The organism is Halorubrum tropicale (genome assembly GCF_001280455.1).
GTDB lineage: Archaea > Halobacteriota > Halobacteria > Halobacteriales > Haloferacaceae > Halorubrum > Halorubrum tropicale.
The window spans coordinates 131,062-150,129 of record NZ_LIST01000005.1; the positions used below are offsets into that span (position 1 = coordinate 131,062).

The following is a 19,068-nucleotide window of genomic DNA, read 5'->3' on the forward strand; positions in this document are numbered from 1 at the left end:
CCGCGGTTTCTTATGTATCACCGTTGGGTCTCGCTTTCGGGGTCCGACGACTGATAGACCTCGGGTCGACCGTTCATTTATAAATAACCGGCTGTGAATCGACGGCGAACGGCTTCAAAGCCCCAGCCGTGAGGACTCGCGCGGCTTGCTGTGCTCCTCGCTCAGTCGCTTTGCTCCTTCGCTGCGGTGCTTACTGCGCCGGGCTTCGTCCTCACGGCTGCCCCTTTGAGTCCCACCCGACAGCGACCGCACAGCACCTCACGCCTCCCCAGCCTCGCGGCTCGTTCGGGGCTCCCTGCGGTCGCCCCTCACTCACCGCGTCCCTCGCGCGTGCGGTTCGCGGCCTGTCGGCCGCTCACCGGCACGCGCCACCGCCGTTCCGCTTATGAAAAGTCGCCGCTCGTTCAGGACAGGATCTCCACGTCGTACCCCTCGGCTTCGAGCGCGTCGACGATGTCGGCGGCGTGTTCGGCGTCGTCGGTCTCTAATTCGAGTTCGAGCTCGGCGGCGTTGACGGCCACGTCGCGGGAGGTGCGGTCGTGGTGGACCGCGTACACGTTCGCGCCGGTGCGCGCGACGATGCTGGAGACCCGCTCCAGCTCGCCGGGCCGGTCCTTCAGGTCGATCGTGATCTTGAGGTACCGGCCCATCTGGACGAGGCCGCGCCGGACCACGGTCCCGAGGCGGTTGAGGTCGATGTTGCCGCCGCAGAGCGCGGCGACGACCGTCTCCCCGTCGTCGTACTCGAAGGCGTCCGAGAGGACGGCGGCGAGCGCGACCGCGCCCGCGCCCTCGACGAGCGTCTTCGCGCGCTCCAAGAGCAGCGTGAGGGCCAAGGCGATCTCGCGGTCGTCGACGGTGACGACCTCGTCGACGTACTCCTCCATGACCGCCAGGGTCTCCTCGCCGATCGACCGCGTCGCGATCCCGTCGGCGATCGTGTCGACGCTGTCGATCTCCGCGACCTCGCCCGCTTCGAGCGACTTCGCGGCCGAGGCGGCGCCCTCCGCCTGAACGCCGACGACCCGCACGTCGGGGACCTGCTCTTTGATCGCGACCGCGACCCCGGAGATCAGGCCGCCGCCCCCGATCGGGACGACGACGGTGTCCAGGCCGGGGCAGTCGTCGACGATCTCCAGGCCGAGCGTCCCCTGGCCGGCCATCACGACGGGGTCGTCGAACGCGTGGACGTAGGTGCGCCCCTCATCGCGCTCCAACTGATGGGCGTACGCCTGCGCCTCGTCGTAGTCGACGCCCTCCAAGCGGACGCTCGCGCCGTATCCGCGGGTCGCCTTCACCTTCGAGACGGGCGCGAACTTCGGCATCACGACGGTGGCGTCGACGCCCGCGCGGCTGGCCGCCAGCGCCACGCCCTGCGCGTGGTTGCCGGCGCTCGCGGTGACGACGCCGGCCTCCCGCTCCGCCGCCGAGAGGGTCCGGATCCGGTTCATCGCGCCGCGGATCTTGAACGCGCCGGTCCGCTGGAAGTTCTCCAGCTTGAGGTGGAGGTCGGCGCCGCTCATCTCCGAGAAGGACCGCGACCGTTCGAGGGGCGTGTGCCGGGCGACGTCCGAGACGCGCTCGCGCGCCTCCCGGATGTCGGCGAGACTGAGCATGCCACCCCGTCGCCGCGCCGACCGCTAATCGGTTCCGGTCGGACGCGACGGGGCACGCGGCGCGCGACCGCCGCGTCGCGGTCGCCGCGCGGGCCGACGCCGCCGATCCGGCCCGCGGGTGCGGGTCGACGGCGCGGTCGCTCGCGGTGGTAAAGGGGGGAATGCACGCGTGTGACGTGCGAGTGAAACGAGGCGACGAGAATACAAAAAGGTGAGGCTACCAGAGCGAAAGTGAAACCGCACGACTGCGGCGCCGTCATCCGCCCGTCAGACGGGATCTCGGGGGGTCAGCCGCACCCGCACGTCGCGGTCGCCGAGCACCGTCCGCACCCGGTCCGGAAACGGTCCGGTCCCGGGCCACGTCGCGTCCGCGTCGAGGCGGTCGGGGTCGCCGACGTACACCGCGGCGGTGTCCGGGTAGTCGTCCGGGGCGTCGAGCGGCACGGCCTCGCGGACGTACAGGCCGCCGTCCACGTCCTCGTACGCGTCGAGCGCGTCGACCGCCTCCGTCCGGAGGAGCCGCCCGGCGGTCTCGCCGCCCGGCGCGAGCGTCGGGTACCGCCCCTCCACGAGCCGGAGGCCGTCGAGGGTCGCCGGTCCGACGAAGACGAACGAGTCGACGACCTCGGCGACCCGCTCCGGTTCGGTCAGCGTCCCGTACACGAAGACGTCCATGAGGCCCGTGGGTCGCTCGCGGGTTTCAACGTTCGGACGAGTCTCCCGCCGCGGCGTCGATTCCTCGCACGGCGCTCCGCCGCTCGGCGATCCACAACTGTTTTACTCGTTTCCTCGGTTCGATACGTAATGTCGACGCTGCGTGGTCACCACGCGGTCTCTCTGATCGGGGCCGGTCTCCTCGCCGCCGCCGCGGTCCACCACGTCACCGAGATCGGCGCCATCGGGACCTCCGCGGGGCCGCTGCTGGCGTTCGCGCTCGACGGCGGGATCGCGGTGACGGTCCTCGTCGCGAGCCGCCGGATCGCCCGCAGAGATCTCTCGCCGGCGGAGGAGTGGCGCGTCGCGCGGTGGACCGCCACCGGGACCGTCCTCGCCGTCGCCGCCTTCGCCGCGACGCTCGCCGTCCGCGCCTTCGAGGGGCGGCCGCTCGTCGAGCCGGCCTTCCCGATGCTCGTCGCCGCCGGCGTCGGGGGGCTCGGCGGCGCGGTCGCGGGCTACTACGCCGTCCGCCAGGCCGCGGAGGCCCGGCGCGCCCGCGACGCGGTCCGCGCCGTCTCCTTCGTCAACCACCTCCTGCGGCACGACCTCCGCAACGACCTCTCGACGATCCGCGGCTACGCCGACCTGCTGGACGGCGACGGGGAGGGGGCCGACCACGCCGCGACCGTGGCCTCGAAGGCCGCCGAGGGCCTCGACCGCATCGAGGCGACGAGCGCGGTCGCGGACGCGATCCTCGGCGACGCGGACTCCAGCCGCGTCGACCTCGCGGAGACGACGCGGGGCGTGCTGGCGAGCGTGGCGGACGACGAGTCGGTGACGGTCGAGGCCGACCTCCCGGAGACGGCGCCCGTCGCGGCCAACGACGGCGTGCGATCGGTCGTTCACAACCTCGTCGAGAACGCGATCGAACACGCCGGCCCGGCGGTCACCGTCCGCGTCTCGGTCCGGGTCGACGGCGACGCAGGCGAGGTCGCGCTCGTCGTCGAGGACGACGGCTCGGGGGTCCCGCCGGAGATCCGTGACGGGTCGTTCTTCGCCGACGAGCCGTCGGCGGCGGACCCGAACGGCGGCGTCAGCGGCCTGCGGCTGGCCGCCACGCTCGCGGGGGCGTACGGCGGGTCCCTCACCCCCGGCGAGTCGCCGCTCGGCGGCGCGCGGTTCGCGGTACGGCTCCCGCACGCACCGGCCGACTCGACCGGCTCCGACACGTAAAAACCGCGGGCGACCGTCCCGGACGACAGATGGACTTCCCGCGGCTGCGGCGCGTCTGGAGGCGCGTGTTCTCGCTCGCGTGGCCCGTCATGGCCGAGCAGACGTTCCGCACCGCGATGCGGACGACGGACGTCCTCGTCACCGCGCTGTTCTCGCCGGCCGCCGTCGTCGCCATCGGCCTCGCCGACCTCTACGCCCGGTTCCCGCTGCGGATCGGGCTCGGCCTCGGCGGCGGCGCCATCGCGCTCTCCTCGCAGGACACCGGCGCGGGCGCGGCGGAGAACCGCGACGAGGCGGTGACGCAGGCGATCCTGCTCGGCGCGCTCGCCGGGGTCCCGTTCGTCCTCTTCGGCTTCCTCTTCGGCGAGTTCGCGATCGGCGTGTTCGGCCGGCTCGTCGGCGAGCGCACCTCGCCCGCGGTCGTCGACCTCGGCTCGACGTACCTCGCGATCGTGTTCGCCACCGCGCCGGCGCGCCACGTCGCCCTCGTCGGCGCCCGCGCGCTCCAGGGGACCGGCGACACCCGCACGCCGATGTACGTCAACATCGCGGCCAACTCCGTCAACATCGCGGGATCGGTCGTCCTCGGGCTCGGACTGTTCGGGCTCCCGCGGCTGGAGGTCCTCGGCGTCGGCCTCGCGACCGCGGGCGCCAACGTGCTCACGGCCGGGCTGCTCTGTTTCGCCATCTGGGGCTCGTGGACCGACGCGGAGTTCGCGTGGCCGCGCGACCTCACGATCGCGAAACAGCTCCTGGTCGTGAGCGCGCCCCGCGTCTTAGAGGGGTTCGGCTCCGAGATCGCGGAGTTCCCGTTCAACGCGCTCCTCTTAGGCTTCGGCGAGACGGTCAACGCCGGCTTCCAGATCGGCCGCCGCGTCTACCAGCAGGTGACCGGCCCGCTCTCGCGCGGTTACAACGTCGCGGCGTCGGTGCTCGTCGGCCAGGCGCTCGGCGAGGGCGACCCGGAGGCCGCGCGGTTCAACGGGTGGGCCGTCGTGGGGCTCGGCGTGCTCACGGTCGGGTCGATCGGGCTCGGGCTCGTCGTCGCCGCGCCGCGGATCGTGCCGATATTCACCGACGACGCGGCAACGGTCGCGTCCGCGGTCGACTTCGCGCGGGTGTACGGCGTCGCCGGCGCCGCCCTCGCCTGCTTCTCCGCGCTCTCCGGCTCGCTCCAGGGCGCAAGCGAGACGCGGATCCCCCTCGTCGCGCGCGTCTCGGCCATGTTCGGACTGTTCTTGGGCCTCTCGTGGGTGCTCGGCCGCACCGTCGGCCTCGGCCCGACCGGCGCGTACGTCGGGGTGTCCGCGGCCTACGCCTGGATGGCGCTCGTCGTCGCCGCCGGCTTCCGCCACACGGGCTGGGCGGGCCGGGCCGCGGACATGATGGACGCCCGCGGGTCCGGACCGGGCGCCGACCCCGACGCGGCCGCCGGCGACGGGTCGCGCGCGGACGATTCGCCGTGAGGCGCCGCGCCGCGGGATGAGCGCCCGCCTCCGCAGGGGAACAGTGATACGGCCGGCGTCCGTCACCGACGTATGTCGAACGAGACGCTGTACGAACGCCTCGGCGGCGAACCGGCCATCGGCGCGGTCGTCAACGAGTTCTACGACCGGGTGCTCGACGACAACCGGGTGAACCACTACTTCGACGACGTGGACATGGCCGACCAGCGCTCGCACCAGACCAAGTTCCTGAGCGCCGTCACCGGCGGGCCGATACAGTACGAGGGCGAGGAGATGGCGACCGCCCACGAGGAGCTGGCGATAACCGACGCGGAGTTCGAGGTCGTCGCGACGCACCTCGACGAGGCGCTGCGGGCCTTCGACGTCGACGACGCCGACCGCGAGGCGGTGATGGAGGCGGTCGCCGGGTTCGAGGACGACGTCGTCGGCAGCCCGGGCGGAGACGAGTAGCGGCGAGCGAAGGGGTAGCGCCGACCCGCCCGCGGGCGGGGACCGCGGATCAGGGCTCGCCGCCGAGCGACTCCTGCTCGGAGCCCGGGTCGCCCCTGAGCCGCCGACGCCGCTTGTCGTACGCCGCCTCCAGCTTCGCGTTCGTGGCCCGGGAGACGAGGTAGCAGTCCGCGTCGCCGTCGTCGCGGGGGTGCGCGCTCGCGACCCAGACGTGGCCGTCGCCGGCCGAGAGGTCGTCCGCCCACCGCTCGGCGGCCGCGCGGCTCTCGAAGGCGTGACGCGGCCCGTCCTCGAAGACGAGCCGACCCACCTTCGCGTTCCGCTTGCGCGCGGACGGCTTGATCGCGACGACGACGCTCACACCCCGGGATCGGACGCCATCGGGTAAAAACCTCGTCAGACGCCGGCGTCAGTCGTCGGCGACGGCGCCCGGCTCGGCGTCCGCGGCGTCGGCCTCAGCCGCGAGCAGGCGGTCGAGCCCGTCGACCATCCCGACGACGCTCGCCCGGGTGATGTCCGCGTCCGACGCCGAGACGCTCACCGAGCGGTCGCCCCGCGAGAGGTCGACCTCGACGGTGACGACCGCGTCCGTGCCGCCCGTGATCGCGTCGACGTGATAGGAGTCGAGGTCGAACGCGACGCCGCCGTCAGCGCCGTCCTCCCCGCCGCGCTCGCCGTCCCCGTCGCCCGCCAGCGCCGCGCGGACCGCCTCTAACCCCGCGTCGACCGGGCCGGCGCCGGTGCCGGAGGCGACGCGCTCCTCGTCGCCGACGCGGAGCCGCACCGAGGCGGTCGGGAGGTTCCCGCCGGAGGTCGCCGAGAGGTCGACGAGCTCGACGTGGCGCTCGCGCTCGCGGCCCCGCACGTCGTCGGCGATGGCGAGCAGGTCGGCGTCGGTGACGCGCTTCCCGCGCTCGCCCAGCTCCTTGACGCGGGCGACGACCTCGCGCAGCTCGTCGTCGTCGACCGCCACGTCGTGCTCGGCGAGCGCGGCCTTCACGCCGGCGCGGCCCGCGTGCTTGCCGAGGACGAGCCGGCGCTCGCGGCCCACGGTCTCCGGCGGGTACGGCTCGTACATCGTCCCGTCCTTCAGCGTCCCGTCGGTGTGGATCCCGGACTCGTGGGCGAAGGCGTTGGCGCCGCAGACGGCCTTGTTCGGCGGGAGCGCGACGCCGGTCGCCTCCGAGACGGTCCGGCAGAGCCGGTAGAGCCGCGCGAGGTCGACGGTGTCGACGCCGTACGACTCGCCGAGCGCGATTGCGACCTCTTCGAGAGCGACGTTGCCGGCGCGCTCGCCCACGCCGAGGACGGTGCCGTGGACGGTGTCGGCGCCCGCCTTCAGTCCCGCGTGAACGTTCGCCAGCCCGAACCCGAGGTCGTCGTGGGTGTGGAGGCTCGTCGGGCCGAGGTCGGCGAGCCGCGAGACGACCGCGGCGGTGCGCTCGGGGTCGGCCGCCCCGACGGTGTCGCAGTAGCAGATCCGGTCGGCGCCGGCGTCGAGGCCGGCGCCGAGCAGGCGTTCGAGGTAGTCGAGGTCGGCCCGCGAGCCGTCCTCGCCGAGCACTTCGACCCAGAGGCCGTGGTCCTTCGCGTACTCGACGAGTTCGACGGTCGTCTCGACGACCTCGTCGCGGGTCGAACCCACCTTCGTCTCGACGTGCTTGTCGGAGGCGGGGACGACGAGGTTGACGCCGCCGACGCCGCAGTCGAGCGCGTGGTCGACGTCGCGTTTCACCCCGCGGGCGAAGCTCGTCACCGTCGCGTTCAGCCCCTCGTCGGCGACGCGGCGGATCGCCTCGCGCTCGCCCGCCGAGGTGCACGCCGACCCGGCCTCGATCAGGTGGACGCCCGCGGCGTCGAGCTCGCGGGCGACGCCGACCTTCTCGCCGGGCGTCAGGGAGACGCCCGGCATCTGTTCGCCGTCGCGCAGGGTGGTGTCTAACAGCTGTACCTCGTCGAGGTCTGTGAGCGGTGTTCGGGTCAAAAGGGAGTCCGTCGGCTCTGCGGTGGTCTCGGGGTCGGTGCCGCCGCGGGGCGGTCGTGCCCCGTCGTCGTTATCGCCGGAGAATTTCGCGGCCAGCCGCCGCGAGGCGACTTCCTCTATCCTCCGAACGATCGCGAGTATCTCGCGTCATTCGTATCCGTGCGGACGACACACACACGGATAAACTGTCGGGTCGCGTCAGGTTTGACCGAGCGATCGTCGCCGCGAGGCGGGGGTACGCCGACGGATCCTCGGCGCGGCCGCCGACAGCGTTAGGGGCGTCCTCTGCGACCAGCCCGCATGGAGCGAGTCGCGGTCGACGACGTCGACGTCGTCACGAACCCCATGGGCGTCCACGACATCCGGAAGCCGGTCTCGCGCGCGCTCGGCACCGACCACGTCGCGATGAACTACTTCGAACTCGCGCCCGGCGACGCCTTCTCGGGCGGCCTCCACACGCACGACGACCAGGAGGAGGTATTCTACGTCCGCTCGGGCACCGCGACGTTCGAGGTCGGCCGCGACCGCGAGCGCGTGACCGTCGGGCCCGACGAGGCGATCCGCTTCGCCCCGGGCGAGTTCCAGTCCGGATTCGTGCCCGCAGACGCCGACGAGGAGGTGGTCGCCTGGGCGATCGGCGCGCCGGGCGCGCGCCACGACTGGGACCGGATCCGGTCCGTGGTCGAGTGCCGCGAGTGCGGCGGCGAGCGCGTCCACGACACTGAGCTCACCGACGAGGCGCGGTTCCGGTTCACCTGTACCGACTGCGGCACCTCCTTTTCGCCCTGAGCACGGCTCGCGGGGTGTAGCGGCGACGCAAGGACCGCAAGGAGGGAGCGCCAGCGACTGACTGAGGACCGCAGCGAGCCGCGCGAGTCCTCGCGGCTGGGGCTTTGGAGGGGTTCGTCGCCGCTCCGCGGCTAACTGCTTATAAAGAAACGTCCGTCTCGATGTCCTCGGTCGCCTCGCGCAGGCCGTCCTCGCGGGCGTCGCTCGCGAGCGACCCCTGGATGTCGGCGTCGGTGAGCAGGTCGCGGAATGCGTCGCGGAACCGATCGTTCGCCCGCGTGGAGGCGATGTCGGTGCGTGCGACCGCGGCATACCGGGCGACCGTATCCGGCTGGGCGTCCAGCTCCTCGGCGCACTCGACGATCGAGTTCCCGGCGGCGGTGAGTCGCTCCAGGTCGGCGTACGCGAACGCGGTATCCGAGTCGCCGTCGGGCGCGTCGACCTCGCGGTCCGACTCGCGCACGAGGTGGAGGTCGAGGCGCGCTTTCCGGACGGTCTCGGCGTCAATTTCATCCGGATCGACATCGCCGTCGCCGTCTGTGTCAGTCAGTCCGTCGCGGATCGCCGCCGCAATCGCCGCGTCGTCCTCATCTGTGAACCGGCCGCGGGCGACGAGGGCGTAGGTGTCGTCGTTGAGGGGCGTCGAGAAGCCGTACCGCTCCCGCATCGCGGCGACGAGGTCGCGGACCCCCTCGCCGACCGCCTCGTCGTCGCGGTCGACGAGGGTCCCCCGCGCCGCCTCCTGGCGTTCGGTGACCGTCTCCGAGCCGGTGGCGTCGACGAACAGGTCGCGGAGTTCGGCGGTCTTCTCGTCCATGGGCTTCGACGTACGCGGGCGCGGTAGAAAAGGGTCGTGTCGGCGCGGCGGCCCCATCGACGCCGTTGCGACCTCACACCAGCCCACCAACCGTGAACGCCACGTAACAGCACGCCACCAGCGCGCCCAAGTGAAGGAGTGCGTCGTAGTGCCCGCGCGCCGCGGTCCCGAGCTCCCGCGTCATCGTTCGATCTGCGGGTGACCGACCGCTCCGTTTAACCGTTTCTTTCTGTCATAACGCATTCATTTGCGGCTTCGGAAACGTTCGGACGCCGATCCGTATTTCGACGGCGTCGCGGCCGCTGTGACGCCCTCCGCGACGTTGATGATCTTTCATAACTATCGTGACGTGTGGAAACGCATTTATTATACCCCACGTAATTCGCGTTCCACGCCTCAATGAGCACGTCACTCTCGAGCGATCTCCAGCGCGCCTTTCTGCGCTACCAACACGTCTTCGTGTTCCTCGCCCCGCTCCTGTTCGTCGCGGGGGTGTACGCCTTCGCGCCGACGCCGGCCGACGCCGGCGTCGACTACTGGACCGAGTACTGGTGGCTGTTCCTGGCGTTCGTCACCGGCGCCACCATCGTCAACACCGTCGGGATCAGCGGGTCGGCGCTGTTCGTGCCGTTCCTCATCTTCGTCTTCCCGCTGGTCGCGTACCCCCTGGAGCCGACGACGCTGGTGAAGATCGGGCTCATCAGCGAGTCGTTCGGGCTGTCGAGTTCGTCGCTCGCCTTCATCCAGTACGGGCTCGTCGACCGGCGGCTCTCGCTGTCGCTCGTGCTGGGCGGCGTCCCCTTCGTCGTCGGTGGGGCGCTCCTCTCGTTCGTCATCCCCGAGCCACTGTTCCACGCCCTGCTCGGGATCGCGCTGCTGGCGGCGTCGTACCTGCTGTTCAAGGCCAACCTGGGCCACGGCGACCCGACCGAGGGCGCGGACGACGAGGAGGTCGCGACCGACGGCGGGTCGGCGCCCGACCTCCCGGACGACGACAACAAGCTCGGCCCCGCGGGTGTCGACACCGACGACTCCGGCACCGTCACGCGCGTCGACCGCGACGGCGACGACTATACCTACTCCCGCGGCGGCTACCTCGAACGGTTCCTCAACTACAGCGTCGGCGGCGTGTTCCAGGGGCTCGCCGGCTTCGGGATCGGCGAGCTCGGGATCATCTCGATGCTCCGCACGCAGGTCCCGGTCCGGGTCGCCATCGGCACGAACCACATCGTCGTCGCGACGACGGCCGTGCTGGCTTCCGTGGTCCACGTGTTCGGCGGCGGGCTGGTCGGCGGCCACACGATGGACCTGGCGACGACCCCGTGGAACATGGTCGTCTGGACGGTCCCGGCGACGACGCTCGGCGGCCAGATCGCGCCGTACGTCTCGACCGCGCTCGACACGGGGACGATCAAGGCCGGCGTCGGCGGCCTGTTCGCGGTCATCTCCGTCGCGCTGTTCGCGATGGCGGGCGGCGGGATCTGAGCGGCGTCCCGCGGCGGCGTGGCCTGTGGCGCATCTCGGTTCGTCGGCGACGCACCGTGCTCGACGTCGGCGCTCCTTCGGTGTTTTTTTCACATATTTCGCTCAGTTGTTACATGGCGATGTCATTAGACAAGCCCTCCACGGCCCTCACGTCGCGACAGCAGGTGGCTGTCGTCGTGTTGGCCGCGGCTCTGGTCGGCGCCGTGCTCGCTCCGAGCGTGTACGCGGCGACCAACGACCCGAACGACACAGTTGCCGTCGTCGAGATCGAGGGGCCCGTCAACACGGCCCTCGCCGACGACGTCGAGAGCGAACTGGCGGACATCCGCGCTAACGACTCTGTGGGCGCGGTCGTCCTCAAGCTGGACACGCCCGGCGGCGCGCCCGTCGCCTCCGAGCGGATGTACAAGGCGGTCCAGCGGACGAGCCAGGACATGACCGTCATCGCGAGCGTCCAGTCGATCAGCGCCTCCGGCGGCTACTACGCGATGGCGCCCGCCGACGAGATCTACGTGATGCCGACCTCGACGGTCGGCAGCATCGGGCTGAACGCCCCTGCGCCGTCGGCCCGCTCGGCGCCCTTCGGTCCGAGCGGCCCCGACAAGGCCGGCAGCAACCCCACCCAGGCGTGGGCCGAACAGGAGACGCTCGCGGACACGTTCATCAACGCGATGATGGCGGAACGGGGCGAGGAGTTCCAGATGCCCCGCGAGGAGGTCGCGAAGGCCGACACGTACCTCGGCACCGAGGCCGTCAACAACGGCTTCGCCGACGAGATCGGCTCGCTCAACGAGGCGATCCACGCGGCGGCCACCGAGGAGAATCTCGGCGAGTACACGGTCGACACGCGGGAGACGGGGGGCCTCTCGGGGATCCCCTTCCTCGTCCGCACCGACTCCGGGCTCGTCGCGATCCACGCGAACGACCCCGGGTACGCCGAGGTGAAGCCGATGCCCTCGACGTACGTCTACACGCCCGCCGTGCCGCACGTGGACACGATCGAGCGCTTCTCCGAGCCCGACCTCCGTGACGCCGGCGCGGCGTCGACGGAGCGGACGGCGACCGGCAACGAGACGGCGCGGCTCAACGGGGGTGTCGGCGCGTGAACCGCGTCGCAACCCTCGCGGTCGCGTTCGTCGTGACCCTCGCGGCCGTCCTCGGCGGCGCCGCGGCCGTCGGCTTCGCGACCGCCGACGGCGCAGCGCCCGCCCCGGAGATACAGAACGACCACTTCCTTGACGACGACCTCGTCGTCGACGACGACCCCGGCCAGGCGACCGTCGAGATGGACGCCTCGGCGGCGTCCCAGACCGTCCTCGTCGACCCCGGCGTCGAGGCGGGCGGACCCGGTCCGGCGCTCCCCATCAGCCTCCTCGGGCTCGGCGGCGGCGGCGTCGACGACCGGGACATCAGACCGCTCGCGAACGCGCTCATCGAGAACGGCCACGAGGTGGGCGTGTACGTGCCCGACCCGGACCAGCGCCGACCGCCCGCGCGGCCCGGCGCCGACCGGCCGACGCAGCTCGGCGAGCGGCTCGCCGAGGCCGACGCGTTCGTGACGTTCCGGACGGACTACGAGCCGGAGCAGCTCGACGAGATCGAGTCGTTCGTCGAGTCCGGCGGCCACGTCGTGCTCGCCACCGAGCCCGACGCGGCGTACTCCCAGCCCGGCGCCGCGTCGCTCGACGCGACGCTCGACGTCACGACCCGGCCCGGCTACGTGTACAACATGGACGAGAACGACCTGAACTACCAGCGCGTGTACGCCGAGGCGACCGGCGACTCGGTCCTGACCGAGGGCGTCGACCGCGCGGTGTTCCCGTCGGCGACCCCGGTCGGCACGGCCGTCGGCGGCAGCGAGGTGCTGCGCCCGATCGAGGGTAGCGAGCTCTCCACGACCCGCGAGGCGACCGAGGCGCCGCTCCTCGTGCGCAACGACGAGGTCGTGATGATCGGCGACGGCGACTTCCTGTCGCCGGAGAACGCCCGACGCGCGGACAACGACGCGCTGATCGGGAACCTGGCCGACTTCCTCGTGACGAACGACCGGACGCCGCCCGGCGCGGGCGGGTCGACGGGCCCGACGCCGCCGGGCGGCGAGCAGCCGCCGACGAACAGCACGGCCGCCTGACCGGTCGCCCGCCCTGCCGACCGGACCGCCGCGACCGGGCGAGCCGGTCCGGTTCCGGTCGGCTTCCGACACCCGCTCATTTTTGTCGCGCGCGACGGTAGCGGAGCCATGCGCGCAGCCGTCTTCAACGGACCCGGCGACATCGGCGTCGAAAAGCGACCGCGCCCCGAGATCGAGGCGCCCACGGACGCGATCGTCCGCGTCACCCACACCGCGATCTGCGGCTCGGACCTCTGGTTCTACCGCGGCGACAGCGACCGCGACGCGGGCTCTCCGGTCGGCCACGAGCCGATGGGGATCGTCGAAGAAGTCGGCGACGACGTGACCTCGGTCGCGCCCGGAGACCGCGTGCTCGCCCCCTTCGCGATCTCCTGTGGCGAGTGCGAGTTTTGCCGGAAGGGGCTCCACACCTCCTGTGAGAACGGCGACTCGTGGGGCGGCGACAACGGCGGCGGCCAGGGCGAGTACGTCCGCTCGACCCACGCCGACGGCACGCTCGTCCGCGTGCCCGACCGGTACGCCGACGACGAGGACGCGCTCCGCTCGCTGCTCCCGCTCACCGACGTCATGGGCACCGGCCACCACGCCGCCGTCAGCGCGGGCGTCGACGAGGGGTCGACCGTGGCCGTCATCGGCGACGGCGCGGTCGGGCTCTGCGGCGTGCTCGCAGCCCGCCGACTCGGCGCCGAGCGCATCGTCGCGGTCGGCCACCACGAGGACCGGCTCCACCTCGCCGAGGAGTTCGGCGCCACCGAGACCGTCTCCGAGCGCGGCGAGGCCGCCGTCGAGCGGATCCGCGAACTCACCCACGGCGGGCCGACCCACGTGATGGAGTGCGTCGGCGCCGCGAGCGCGATGAACACCGCCATCGACGCGGTCCGCCCCGGCGGGACGATCGGGTACGTCGGCGTCCCCTACGGCGTCGAAGACGAGGGCCTCGACGTGTTCGGCATGTTCGGCGACAACGTGACGCTCGCGGGCGGCGTCGCTCCCGTCCGCGCGTACGCCGAGGAGCTGATGGCCGACGTGCTTCAGGGGACGCTCGACCCCGCGCCGATCTTCACCGAGACGGTCGGTCTCGACGAGGTCGCCGAGGGCTACCGCATGATGGACGAGCGGGAGGCGATCAAGGTGCTCGTCAAACCCCACGACGACGCGTAGGCCGGCTCAGAGACCCTCTTTCGACAGATTCGACGTAACATTTAGATGCGTCCAGCCCGTGTTGATAGTTGTCATGTGTCACCATCACGACGAGGCGATGACCTGGGAGGAGGTCCAGGCGCGTCACCGGTCCGAAGAGGCGGACGAGCTCGACGACACCCCCGGCGTCGACGCGGTCGACGAGCCGGCGGACGAGACGGAGGAGTCCGAGCCCCCGGCGGAGCCGCGCGCCCCGGCCGACGACTGACGCGGTCGGGCACGACCCCGCCTCGAACCCCGACGTTTCTTTCGCGTGTCGTCGTCTCGTGAGCGACAGCTCCGTCGCCCGCGTCGCGTAAACCCGATTCAGAGATCCGGCCTCAGAGCGGTGTACGCGGCTTTTAGGCGTGGCCTGAAGTACCATTCAGGCGTTTCCCGAAGCCGTTCAGTCGGCGAAATACAAGGTCCGTAGGGGACGTGATATCGGTATCTCCAGTACGGAGTCCGACATCATGACAGCGACACACGCACGCTATCGATTCGCACAGTCGACGGAGGAGCCGGTATGACGCGGGAGCAGGTACGCGCGGTCGCGCTGGCCGCGATCATGGTGGTGTCGATGGTCGCGGTCGGCGCCGGCTTCGTGGGCAGCGCGGTGGCGCAGAACGACGGTAGCACGACCTACGAAGTCGGGCAAGGAAACGGGACGAACTTCCAGACGATCCAGGAGGCCCTGAGCAGCGACGCCCTCTCGCCGGGCGACACGCTCGAACTCGTTGACGAGACGTACTCGCCGTCGGGACAGCTCACCGTCGACACGGCGGGCGTCGAGATTGTCGGCGTCGGCGACACGACAATCGAGAGCGAATCGACCGGGTACGGAATCCGCGTCACGGCGGTCGACGTGCGCCTCAGTAACTTCGAAATCACCGGCTCCGGGACGTACGCGGTCAAGGTCTCCGGCGCCGACCTGAGCGAGGGTCGGCTCGACGGCTTCACGATCGAAAACGTCGAAGTCAGGGATAGCGGATCGACGGGCATTGATCTCAACGCAGTCACGAACGCAACGATCGACTCCGTGACCGTCTCCGACACCGTCTCCGGGAACGGCATCGCGTTCACCGACGTGACCGACACCGAGGTCACGGGCGTCACAACGACGAACAACTCGTGGGGCGGCGTCGCGATCTACGCCGACGGAGCGCTCAGCGACCAGCTCGGCGACGACGTCGGCTCGTACGGGATCGAGTTCGACGGCGACCTCAACGCCGATGAACCGCTTCCGCTCTATGAGCAGGCGTCGTCGGACGACCTGATCGGCGACATCGACTACCCGGGGAACATCCAGTACCGGGTCGCTGCGAACACCTCGTCGACGCCTCCCGACCGAAACGTCGCTAACCAGTTCGAGTGGTTCTACACTAGCGAATCCGCCGCGGTTGACGCCGCCGTGGCGACGAACGACGGTACCGGAACCGACGCGGCCGTCGTCTCCGAGCTCGGCGGGCCGTTCGTGGTCGCCGACGACATGAGCGTCCAGTCGGCCGTCAACGGAGCGGCGGCCGGCGATACGATTGTCGTTCGCCAGGGCATGTACCTAGAAAACGTAACGATTGATACCGCAGACCTATCTATTGAAGGCCCGAATGCCGGAATTCCGGGGGACCACAGTGACCGCACATCCGAAGCCGTGATCCAAGGACAGGTCGTCGCCTCCGCAGACGGAGTTGTTTTCGACGGGCTGACGGTCACCCCGCCCAATGCGAGTACTGACGCCGGCGCGGAGGCACTTAGGGTGAGCGGCGCGGCGGACAACATCACTGTCCGTAACAACGTCGTTCGCGACTTCGGCGCGGCCGGACTCCCGGAATGGGAAGGTGTCGACGCGATCAACGTCTTTGGCGGTAATGCCGACGACGCTGTTCGCAACGTCATCGTCGCTGACAACCTCATCGAGAACGTCTCTGGACGGTCTACTAAGGGCGGCGTCACTGGCATTTCTGTCCAAGGAAACGTTGAAAATGCGGATGTTAGTGATAACGTCGTTCGCAATGTCGGAGAGAGCGATACCGCGTGGGCGTTCGGAGCCGTCGTGCGGGGAACCGGTAACCACGACGTGGTCCCGAGCGAGATCAGCATCGCACAAAACAACATCTCGAACATCCGGTCGAACCCCGAGACGAGGACGGTTGGCGTCGGCATCGGCGTCGAAGCCGGTGGTGCTCCGGCAGTCACCTTTGAGAACAACTCGGTGAGTGACGCTGCGTTCCTCGTAGAAGACAAGACTGCGACCATTAACCTATCAGTCTTTGCGGGGAACAACGATCTTGATCGAGGGGCGATCCTCCAGCCGGTCGAGATCGACGGTCAGGACCGGAATATTGTCCTCAACAGCGTTCAAGACGCTCTGAACCTCGTTTCAGAAAACGAGACTGTCAAGCTTGTTCCCGGAATATACGCTGAGAACGTCTCGGTCGAGACCCCGAACGTCACTCTCGTCGGTCAGGGCGACGACACCGTGATTGACGGGTCCGTCGCGCTGGACGCCGACGAGACTACACTGTCGGAGGTTCGAATAAACGCTTCAGTCGGCGACGTGTTCCCGAACCCGGCGGCCGAAAACAACGCGGTCAACGTGGCCGGGTCGAACGTGACGGTCTCCGACGTTACCGTTGACTTGTCCGTCGAATCAGCCGAGTTCAGCGAGGGCCTCGCCATCGAAGTATTCGGCAGCGACGCCTCTGCGACGATCACGAACGCGACGATCGACGGGACCGGCGAGATGACCGCTGACAATCTCACGGCCGTCGTCGGCGTCAGTGCCGACGCTGGTGCGGACGCGACGGTCCGCGACAGCGACATCGACGTCGCGAGCGACGGATACTCCTTCGCCGTGGTCGCTCGCGGCGGCGCGACGACCGACGTCCGCAACAACGAACTCTCCGCGAGCGGCGGCGAACTTGACGGCGTCGGCTTCGGCGTCGAAGGCGACAATCCCGGGGCTCAGACGGTCCGGTTCAACACCTTCGACGGTGTCGAGACGATCGAAAACAAGGCCGGGGACGGCGAGTTGGACGTAACGGGGAACTACTGGACCGATCTTAGCGATGTCGAATTCCTCACGGACGCAGATACGTTCAAGGAGGCTCAGAAGGGCGGAGAAATCACCTACGACCCGCTCCTGACGGTCGAACCTGACGAGGTTGACGCCGACTCGCTCGGCGAGACGACGCAGTTCGGGCACGACCTCGTCATCCCCGCCGACGGCGACACGCACTCGGTCGCGTTCCCGGCGGCCACCGAGGGGACCGTCGACGAGGTCTTCGGTGACTTCAACGGCACCGTCTACGCGTACAACGGGACGAACTGGGTCGGAAACGAGGACATCGCCGATCAGAGAATCAGCGCGCTCGACGCGTTCGCAGTCACGATCGACGAGGATGAGTCCGACCAGCGGATCACCTTCGAGTACGCCGACGCCGACTCCGAGATTCCGGAGATGACCTCGACCGAACTGGAGGCCGGCTGGAACTTCGTCGCGGCGCCGTCGAACGGAACCGTGAGTAACGCGTTCGGCGTCTCGACCACCGAGGTCGCCTCCGTGGTCAACGTGGTCGGCGGCCCCGCCGACAAGAGCACGCCGTACCGGCTCGCCGGGTCCGACGAGATAAACCCGACGACCGTCGGTCCGTTCCAGGGCTACTGGGTGTTCGCGACCGACGACGGCGAACTCGGCGCGGCGGTTCCGGTCGGTCCGACGCAGTCCGACGAGGAGACCACTCTCAAGGGGAACTAATCCATGAACTTCCGACACATGCTCGGGATCGCGGCGCTCGCGGTGCTCGTCGCCGGCCTCGTCGCGAGCGGGGCCGCGGTGAGCGGCGCGGCGGCGCAGGACAGTCCGCCGCCGACGCCCGCGGCGTACTACGGCCAGGTGACGGCCGACGGCGAGCCGCTCGACGGCGTCACCGTCGAGGCGGTCGTCGACGGCGAGGTCCGCGATTCGATCGAGACCGACGCCGAGGGGCGGTTCGGCGGCCCGGGCGCCTTCGACGAGAAGCTCACCGTCGAGGGGCCGGCCGACGAGGTGACGTTCCGCGTCGCCGACTCGCAGGCCGGCACGGCGGCGTGGGAGTCGGGCGCCAACGAGGAAGTCGACCTCTCGCTCGCCGAAGCGCCGGCGCCGCCCGACGACGGCGACGGCGGGGATGGGACGCCGACCGACCCGGGCGACGGGAGCGACGATACGCCGACGGATCCCGGTGACGGTGACGACGGCGATGACGGCACCGGTACGGGCGGCGCGCCTGGCGGTGGCGGCACGGGCGGCGCACCCGGTGGCGGCACGGGCGGCACACCCGGCGGCGGCACGGGCGGCGCACCCGGTGGCGACGACGGCGAGACGCCCGGCGAGGGCCCGGCCGACCCGCCGGCGGTCGACGACGTGCTCGACCTGCCCGCGGGCGCGTCGACGACCGGCGCGGAGACGGCGACGGCCGCGGTCGACGAGGCGACCGGGACGAGCTCGGTGACGTTCACCGGCCAGACCCCTATCGAGGGGATCACCTTCGACGGCGCAGTCGAGGGCGCGGTCGGCGTCGCCGAGTACGAGTCCGCGCCGGAGACGACCGGCCCGGCGCCCGGCGCCTCGGTGTCGGTTGTCGAGATATCGGTGCCGGAGTCCGCGACGGACACGCCGGCGACGATCCGGGCGCGGATCTCCGCGGACCGGGTCGCGGCGGCCGAGGCCGACCCCGGCGACCTTCGGCTCTCGCGGTTCGCCGACGGCGAGTGGCAGGGCTTAGAGACGACGGTGGTCGAGGAGACCGGCGACGCGGTCGTCTTGGAGTCCGAGACGCCCGGGTTCTCGACGTTCGCCGTCTCGGCGGTGAGCGAGCCCGACGCGGCGATCACGGTGCCGGTCGAGACGCTCGACCCCGGCGAGGCGGTGACGCTGTCGGGGCTTCAGTCGAGCGACGAGTACGGCGAGGTCGTCGCCTACGACTGGTCGATCGACGGCGACGCCGCGGCCGGCAGCACGACCGAGGCGTCGTTCGCCGAGCCGGGCGAGTACGAGGTGACGCTCACGGTGACGAACGACGCGGGCGAGACGGACACCGCGACGGAGACGGTGACCGTCGCCGCGGACGACGCGCCGGTCGCGGAGCCGGGGCTGTTCTCGCTCCGGACGCTCGGCGCGGTCGCGATCGCGGTCGTCGTCGCGCTGCTCATCGTCGTCGCGGTCCGCCGAGCCGACGGCTAACGCGCTCTCGCTCTTTTTTCGAATCCCCGAGACGGCC

Annotated in this window: 16 protein-coding genes; 11 read left to right on the forward strand and 5 right to left on the reverse strand. The window is 70.6% G+C overall.

Annotation, left to right across the window (positions count from 1 at the left end):
* Positions 1-404: 404 nt before the first annotated feature.
* Both ilvA and AMR74_RS12955 read right to left on the reverse strand, forming a co-directional pair.
* Positions 405-1,616 carry a threonine ammonia-lyase gene (gene ilvA, locus AMR74_RS12950; RefSeq protein ID WP_053772479.1) on the reverse strand — a complete coding sequence of 404 codons (1,212 nt, stop codon included), beginning with the start codon at positions 1,614-1,616 and terminating at the stop codon, positions 405-407.
* Positions 1,617-1,883: 267 nt separating this feature from the next.
* A complete protein-coding gene (locus AMR74_RS12955) occupies positions 1,884-2,291 on the reverse strand; it encodes a gamma-glutamylcyclotransferase family protein (protein ID WP_053772480.1) in 408 nt (135 codons plus the stop codon).
* Positions 2,292-2,420: 129 nt separating this feature from the next.
* Here AMR74_RS12955 and AMR74_RS12960 point away from each other — a divergent pair, with 129 nt between their 5' ends.
* The 3 genes from AMR74_RS12960 to AMR74_RS12970 all read left to right on the forward strand — a co-directional run bounded on the left by AMR74_RS12960 (position 2,421) and on the right by AMR74_RS12970 (position 5,422).
* A complete protein-coding gene (locus tag AMR74_RS12960; RefSeq protein WP_053772481.1) occupies positions 2,421-3,506 on the forward strand; it encodes an ATP-binding protein in 1,086 nt (361 codons plus the stop codon).
* 29 nt (positions 3,507-3,535) lie between these two features.
* The gene (locus AMR74_RS12965; RefSeq protein ID WP_053772482.1) at positions 3,536-4,972 is read left to right on the forward strand and encodes an MATE family efflux transporter; all 1,437 of its coding nucleotides are present in this window, start codon (positions 3,536-3,538) and stop codon (positions 4,970-4,972) included.
* 72 nt (positions 4,973-5,044) lie between these two features.
* Entirely contained in the window at positions 5,045-5,422 is a 378-nt protein-coding gene (locus tag AMR74_RS12970) for a group I truncated hemoglobin (RefSeq protein WP_053772483.1), read from the forward strand.
* A gap of 49 nt (positions 5,423-5,471) precedes the next feature.
* Here AMR74_RS12970 and AMR74_RS12975 read toward each other — a convergent pair whose 3' ends face one another.
* Both AMR74_RS12975 and AMR74_RS12980 read right to left on the reverse strand, forming a co-directional pair.
* Positions 5,472-5,783, reverse strand: a complete 312-nt coding sequence (locus AMR74_RS12975) for a hypothetical protein (RefSeq protein ID WP_053772484.1) — start codon at positions 5,781-5,783, stop codon at positions 5,472-5,474.
* A 48-nt stretch (positions 5,784-5,831) separates the two neighbouring features.
* Positions 5,832-7,406 (reverse strand): alpha-isopropylmalate synthase regulatory domain-containing protein, encoded by a 1,575-nt coding sequence (locus tag AMR74_RS12980; protein WP_053772485.1) that lies wholly within the window; start codon positions 7,404-7,406, stop codon positions 5,832-5,834.
* Positions 7,407-7,706: 300 nt separating this feature from the next.
* On the opposite strand from AMR74_RS12980, the gene AMR74_RS12985 reads away from it, so the two are divergent.
* Positions 7,707-8,195, forward strand: a complete 489-nt coding sequence (locus AMR74_RS12985) for a cupin domain-containing protein (protein WP_053772486.1) — start codon at positions 7,707-7,709, stop codon at positions 8,193-8,195.
* A 139-nt stretch (positions 8,196-8,334) separates the two neighbouring features.
* On the opposite strand, the gene AMR74_RS12990 is transcribed toward AMR74_RS12985, so the two are convergent.
* A complete protein-coding gene (locus AMR74_RS12990; RefSeq protein WP_053772487.1) occupies positions 8,335-9,012 on the reverse strand; it encodes a hypothetical protein in 678 nt (225 codons plus the stop codon).
* Between the two features lie 399 nt (positions 9,013-9,411).
* On the opposite strand from AMR74_RS12990, the gene AMR74_RS12995 reads away from it, so the two are divergent.
* The 7 genes from AMR74_RS12995 to AMR74_RS13020 all read left to right on the forward strand — a co-directional run bounded on the left by AMR74_RS12995 (position 9,412) and on the right by AMR74_RS13020 (position 19,031).
* Positions 9,412-10,497 carry a sulfite exporter TauE/SafE family protein gene (locus tag AMR74_RS12995; protein ID WP_053772488.1) on the forward strand — a complete coding sequence of 362 codons (1,086 nt, stop codon included), beginning with the start codon at positions 9,412-9,414 and terminating at the stop codon, positions 10,495-10,497.
* A gap of 113 nt (positions 10,498-10,610) precedes the next feature.
* A complete protein-coding gene (locus tag AMR74_RS13000) occupies positions 10,611-11,603 on the forward strand; it encodes a S49 family peptidase (RefSeq protein WP_082356878.1) in 993 nt (330 codons plus the stop codon).
* Positions 11,600-12,628, forward strand: coding sequence for a DUF4350 domain-containing protein (locus AMR74_RS13005; protein WP_053772489.1), 1,029 nt, complete (start codon positions 11,600-11,602; stop codon positions 12,626-12,628). The genes AMR74_RS13000 and AMR74_RS13005 overlap by 4 nt, the downstream gene beginning before the upstream one ends.
* Positions 12,629-12,736: 108 nt before the next feature.
* The gene (locus AMR74_RS13010; RefSeq protein WP_053772490.1) at positions 12,737-13,789 is read left to right on the forward strand and encodes a zinc-dependent alcohol dehydrogenase family protein; all 1,053 of its coding nucleotides are present in this window, start codon (positions 12,737-12,739) and stop codon (positions 13,787-13,789) included.
* Positions 13,790-13,862: 73 nt separating this feature from the next.
* Positions 13,863-14,036: a hypothetical protein gene (locus tag AMR74_RS19170; RefSeq protein WP_167551917.1), complete on the forward strand. Its 174-nt coding sequence runs from the start codon at positions 13,863-13,865 to the stop codon at positions 14,034-14,036.
* A gap of 297 nt (positions 14,037-14,333) precedes the next feature.
* Complete coding sequence (locus AMR74_RS13015; RefSeq protein WP_053772491.1) at positions 14,334-17,564, forward strand: right-handed parallel beta-helix repeat-containing protein; 3,231 nt, start codon at positions 14,334-14,336, stop codon at positions 17,562-17,564.
* Positions 17,565-17,567: 3 nt separating this feature from the next.
* Positions 17,568-19,031, forward strand: a complete 1,464-nt coding sequence (locus tag AMR74_RS13020) for a PKD domain-containing protein (RefSeq protein WP_139043005.1) — start codon at positions 17,568-17,570, stop codon at positions 19,029-19,031.
* Positions 19,032-19,068 lie beyond the last annotated feature (37 nt).

Bases quoted from the DNA above. Each gene is read 5' to 3' on its own strand.
- AMR74_RS12985 (WP_053772486.1), top strand. From the start codon at position 7,707: ATGGAGCGAGTCGCGGTCGACGACGTCGACGTCGTCACGAACCCCATG.
- AMR74_RS13010 (WP_053772490.1), top strand. From the start codon at position 12,737: ATGCGCGCAGCCGTCTTCAACGGACCCGGCGACATCGGCGTCGAAAAG.
- AMR74_RS13015 (WP_053772491.1), top strand. From the start codon at position 14,334: ATGACGCGGGAGCAGGTACGCGCGGTCGCGCTGGCCGCGATCATGGTG.
- AMR74_RS19170 (WP_167551917.1), top strand. From the start codon at position 13,863: ATGTGTCACCATCACGACGAGGCGATGACCTGGGAGGAGGTCCAGGCG.
- AMR74_RS12965 (WP_053772482.1), top strand. From the start codon at position 3,536: ATGGACTTCCCGCGGCTGCGGCGCGTCTGGAGGCGCGTGTTCTCGCTC.
- ilvA (WP_053772479.1), bottom strand. From the start codon at position 1,616: ATGCTCAGTCTCGCCGACATCCGGGAGGCGCGCGAGCGCGTCTCGGAC.
- AMR74_RS13020 (WP_139043005.1), top strand. From the start codon at position 17,568: ATGAACTTCCGACACATGCTCGGGATCGCGGCGCTCGCGGTGCTCGTC.
- AMR74_RS12970 (WP_053772483.1), top strand. From the start codon at position 5,045: ATGTCGAACGAGACGCTGTACGAACGCCTCGGCGGCGAACCGGCCATC.
- AMR74_RS12995 (WP_053772488.1), top strand. From the start codon at position 9,412: ATGAGCACGTCACTCTCGAGCGATCTCCAGCGCGCCTTTCTGCGCTAC.
- AMR74_RS12955 (WP_053772480.1), bottom strand. From the start codon at position 2,291: ATGGACGTCTTCGTGTACGGGACGCTGACCGAACCGGAGCGGGTCGCC.
- AMR74_RS12990 (WP_053772487.1), bottom strand. From the start codon at position 9,012: ATGGACGAGAAGACCGCCGAACTCCGCGACCTGTTCGTCGACGCCACC.
- AMR74_RS13000 (WP_082356878.1), top strand. From the start codon at position 10,611: ATGGCGATGTCATTAGACAAGCCCTCCACGGCCCTCACGTCGCGACAG.
- AMR74_RS12960 (WP_053772481.1), top strand. From the start codon at position 2,421: ATGTCGACGCTGCGTGGTCACCACGCGGTCTCTCTGATCGGGGCCGGT.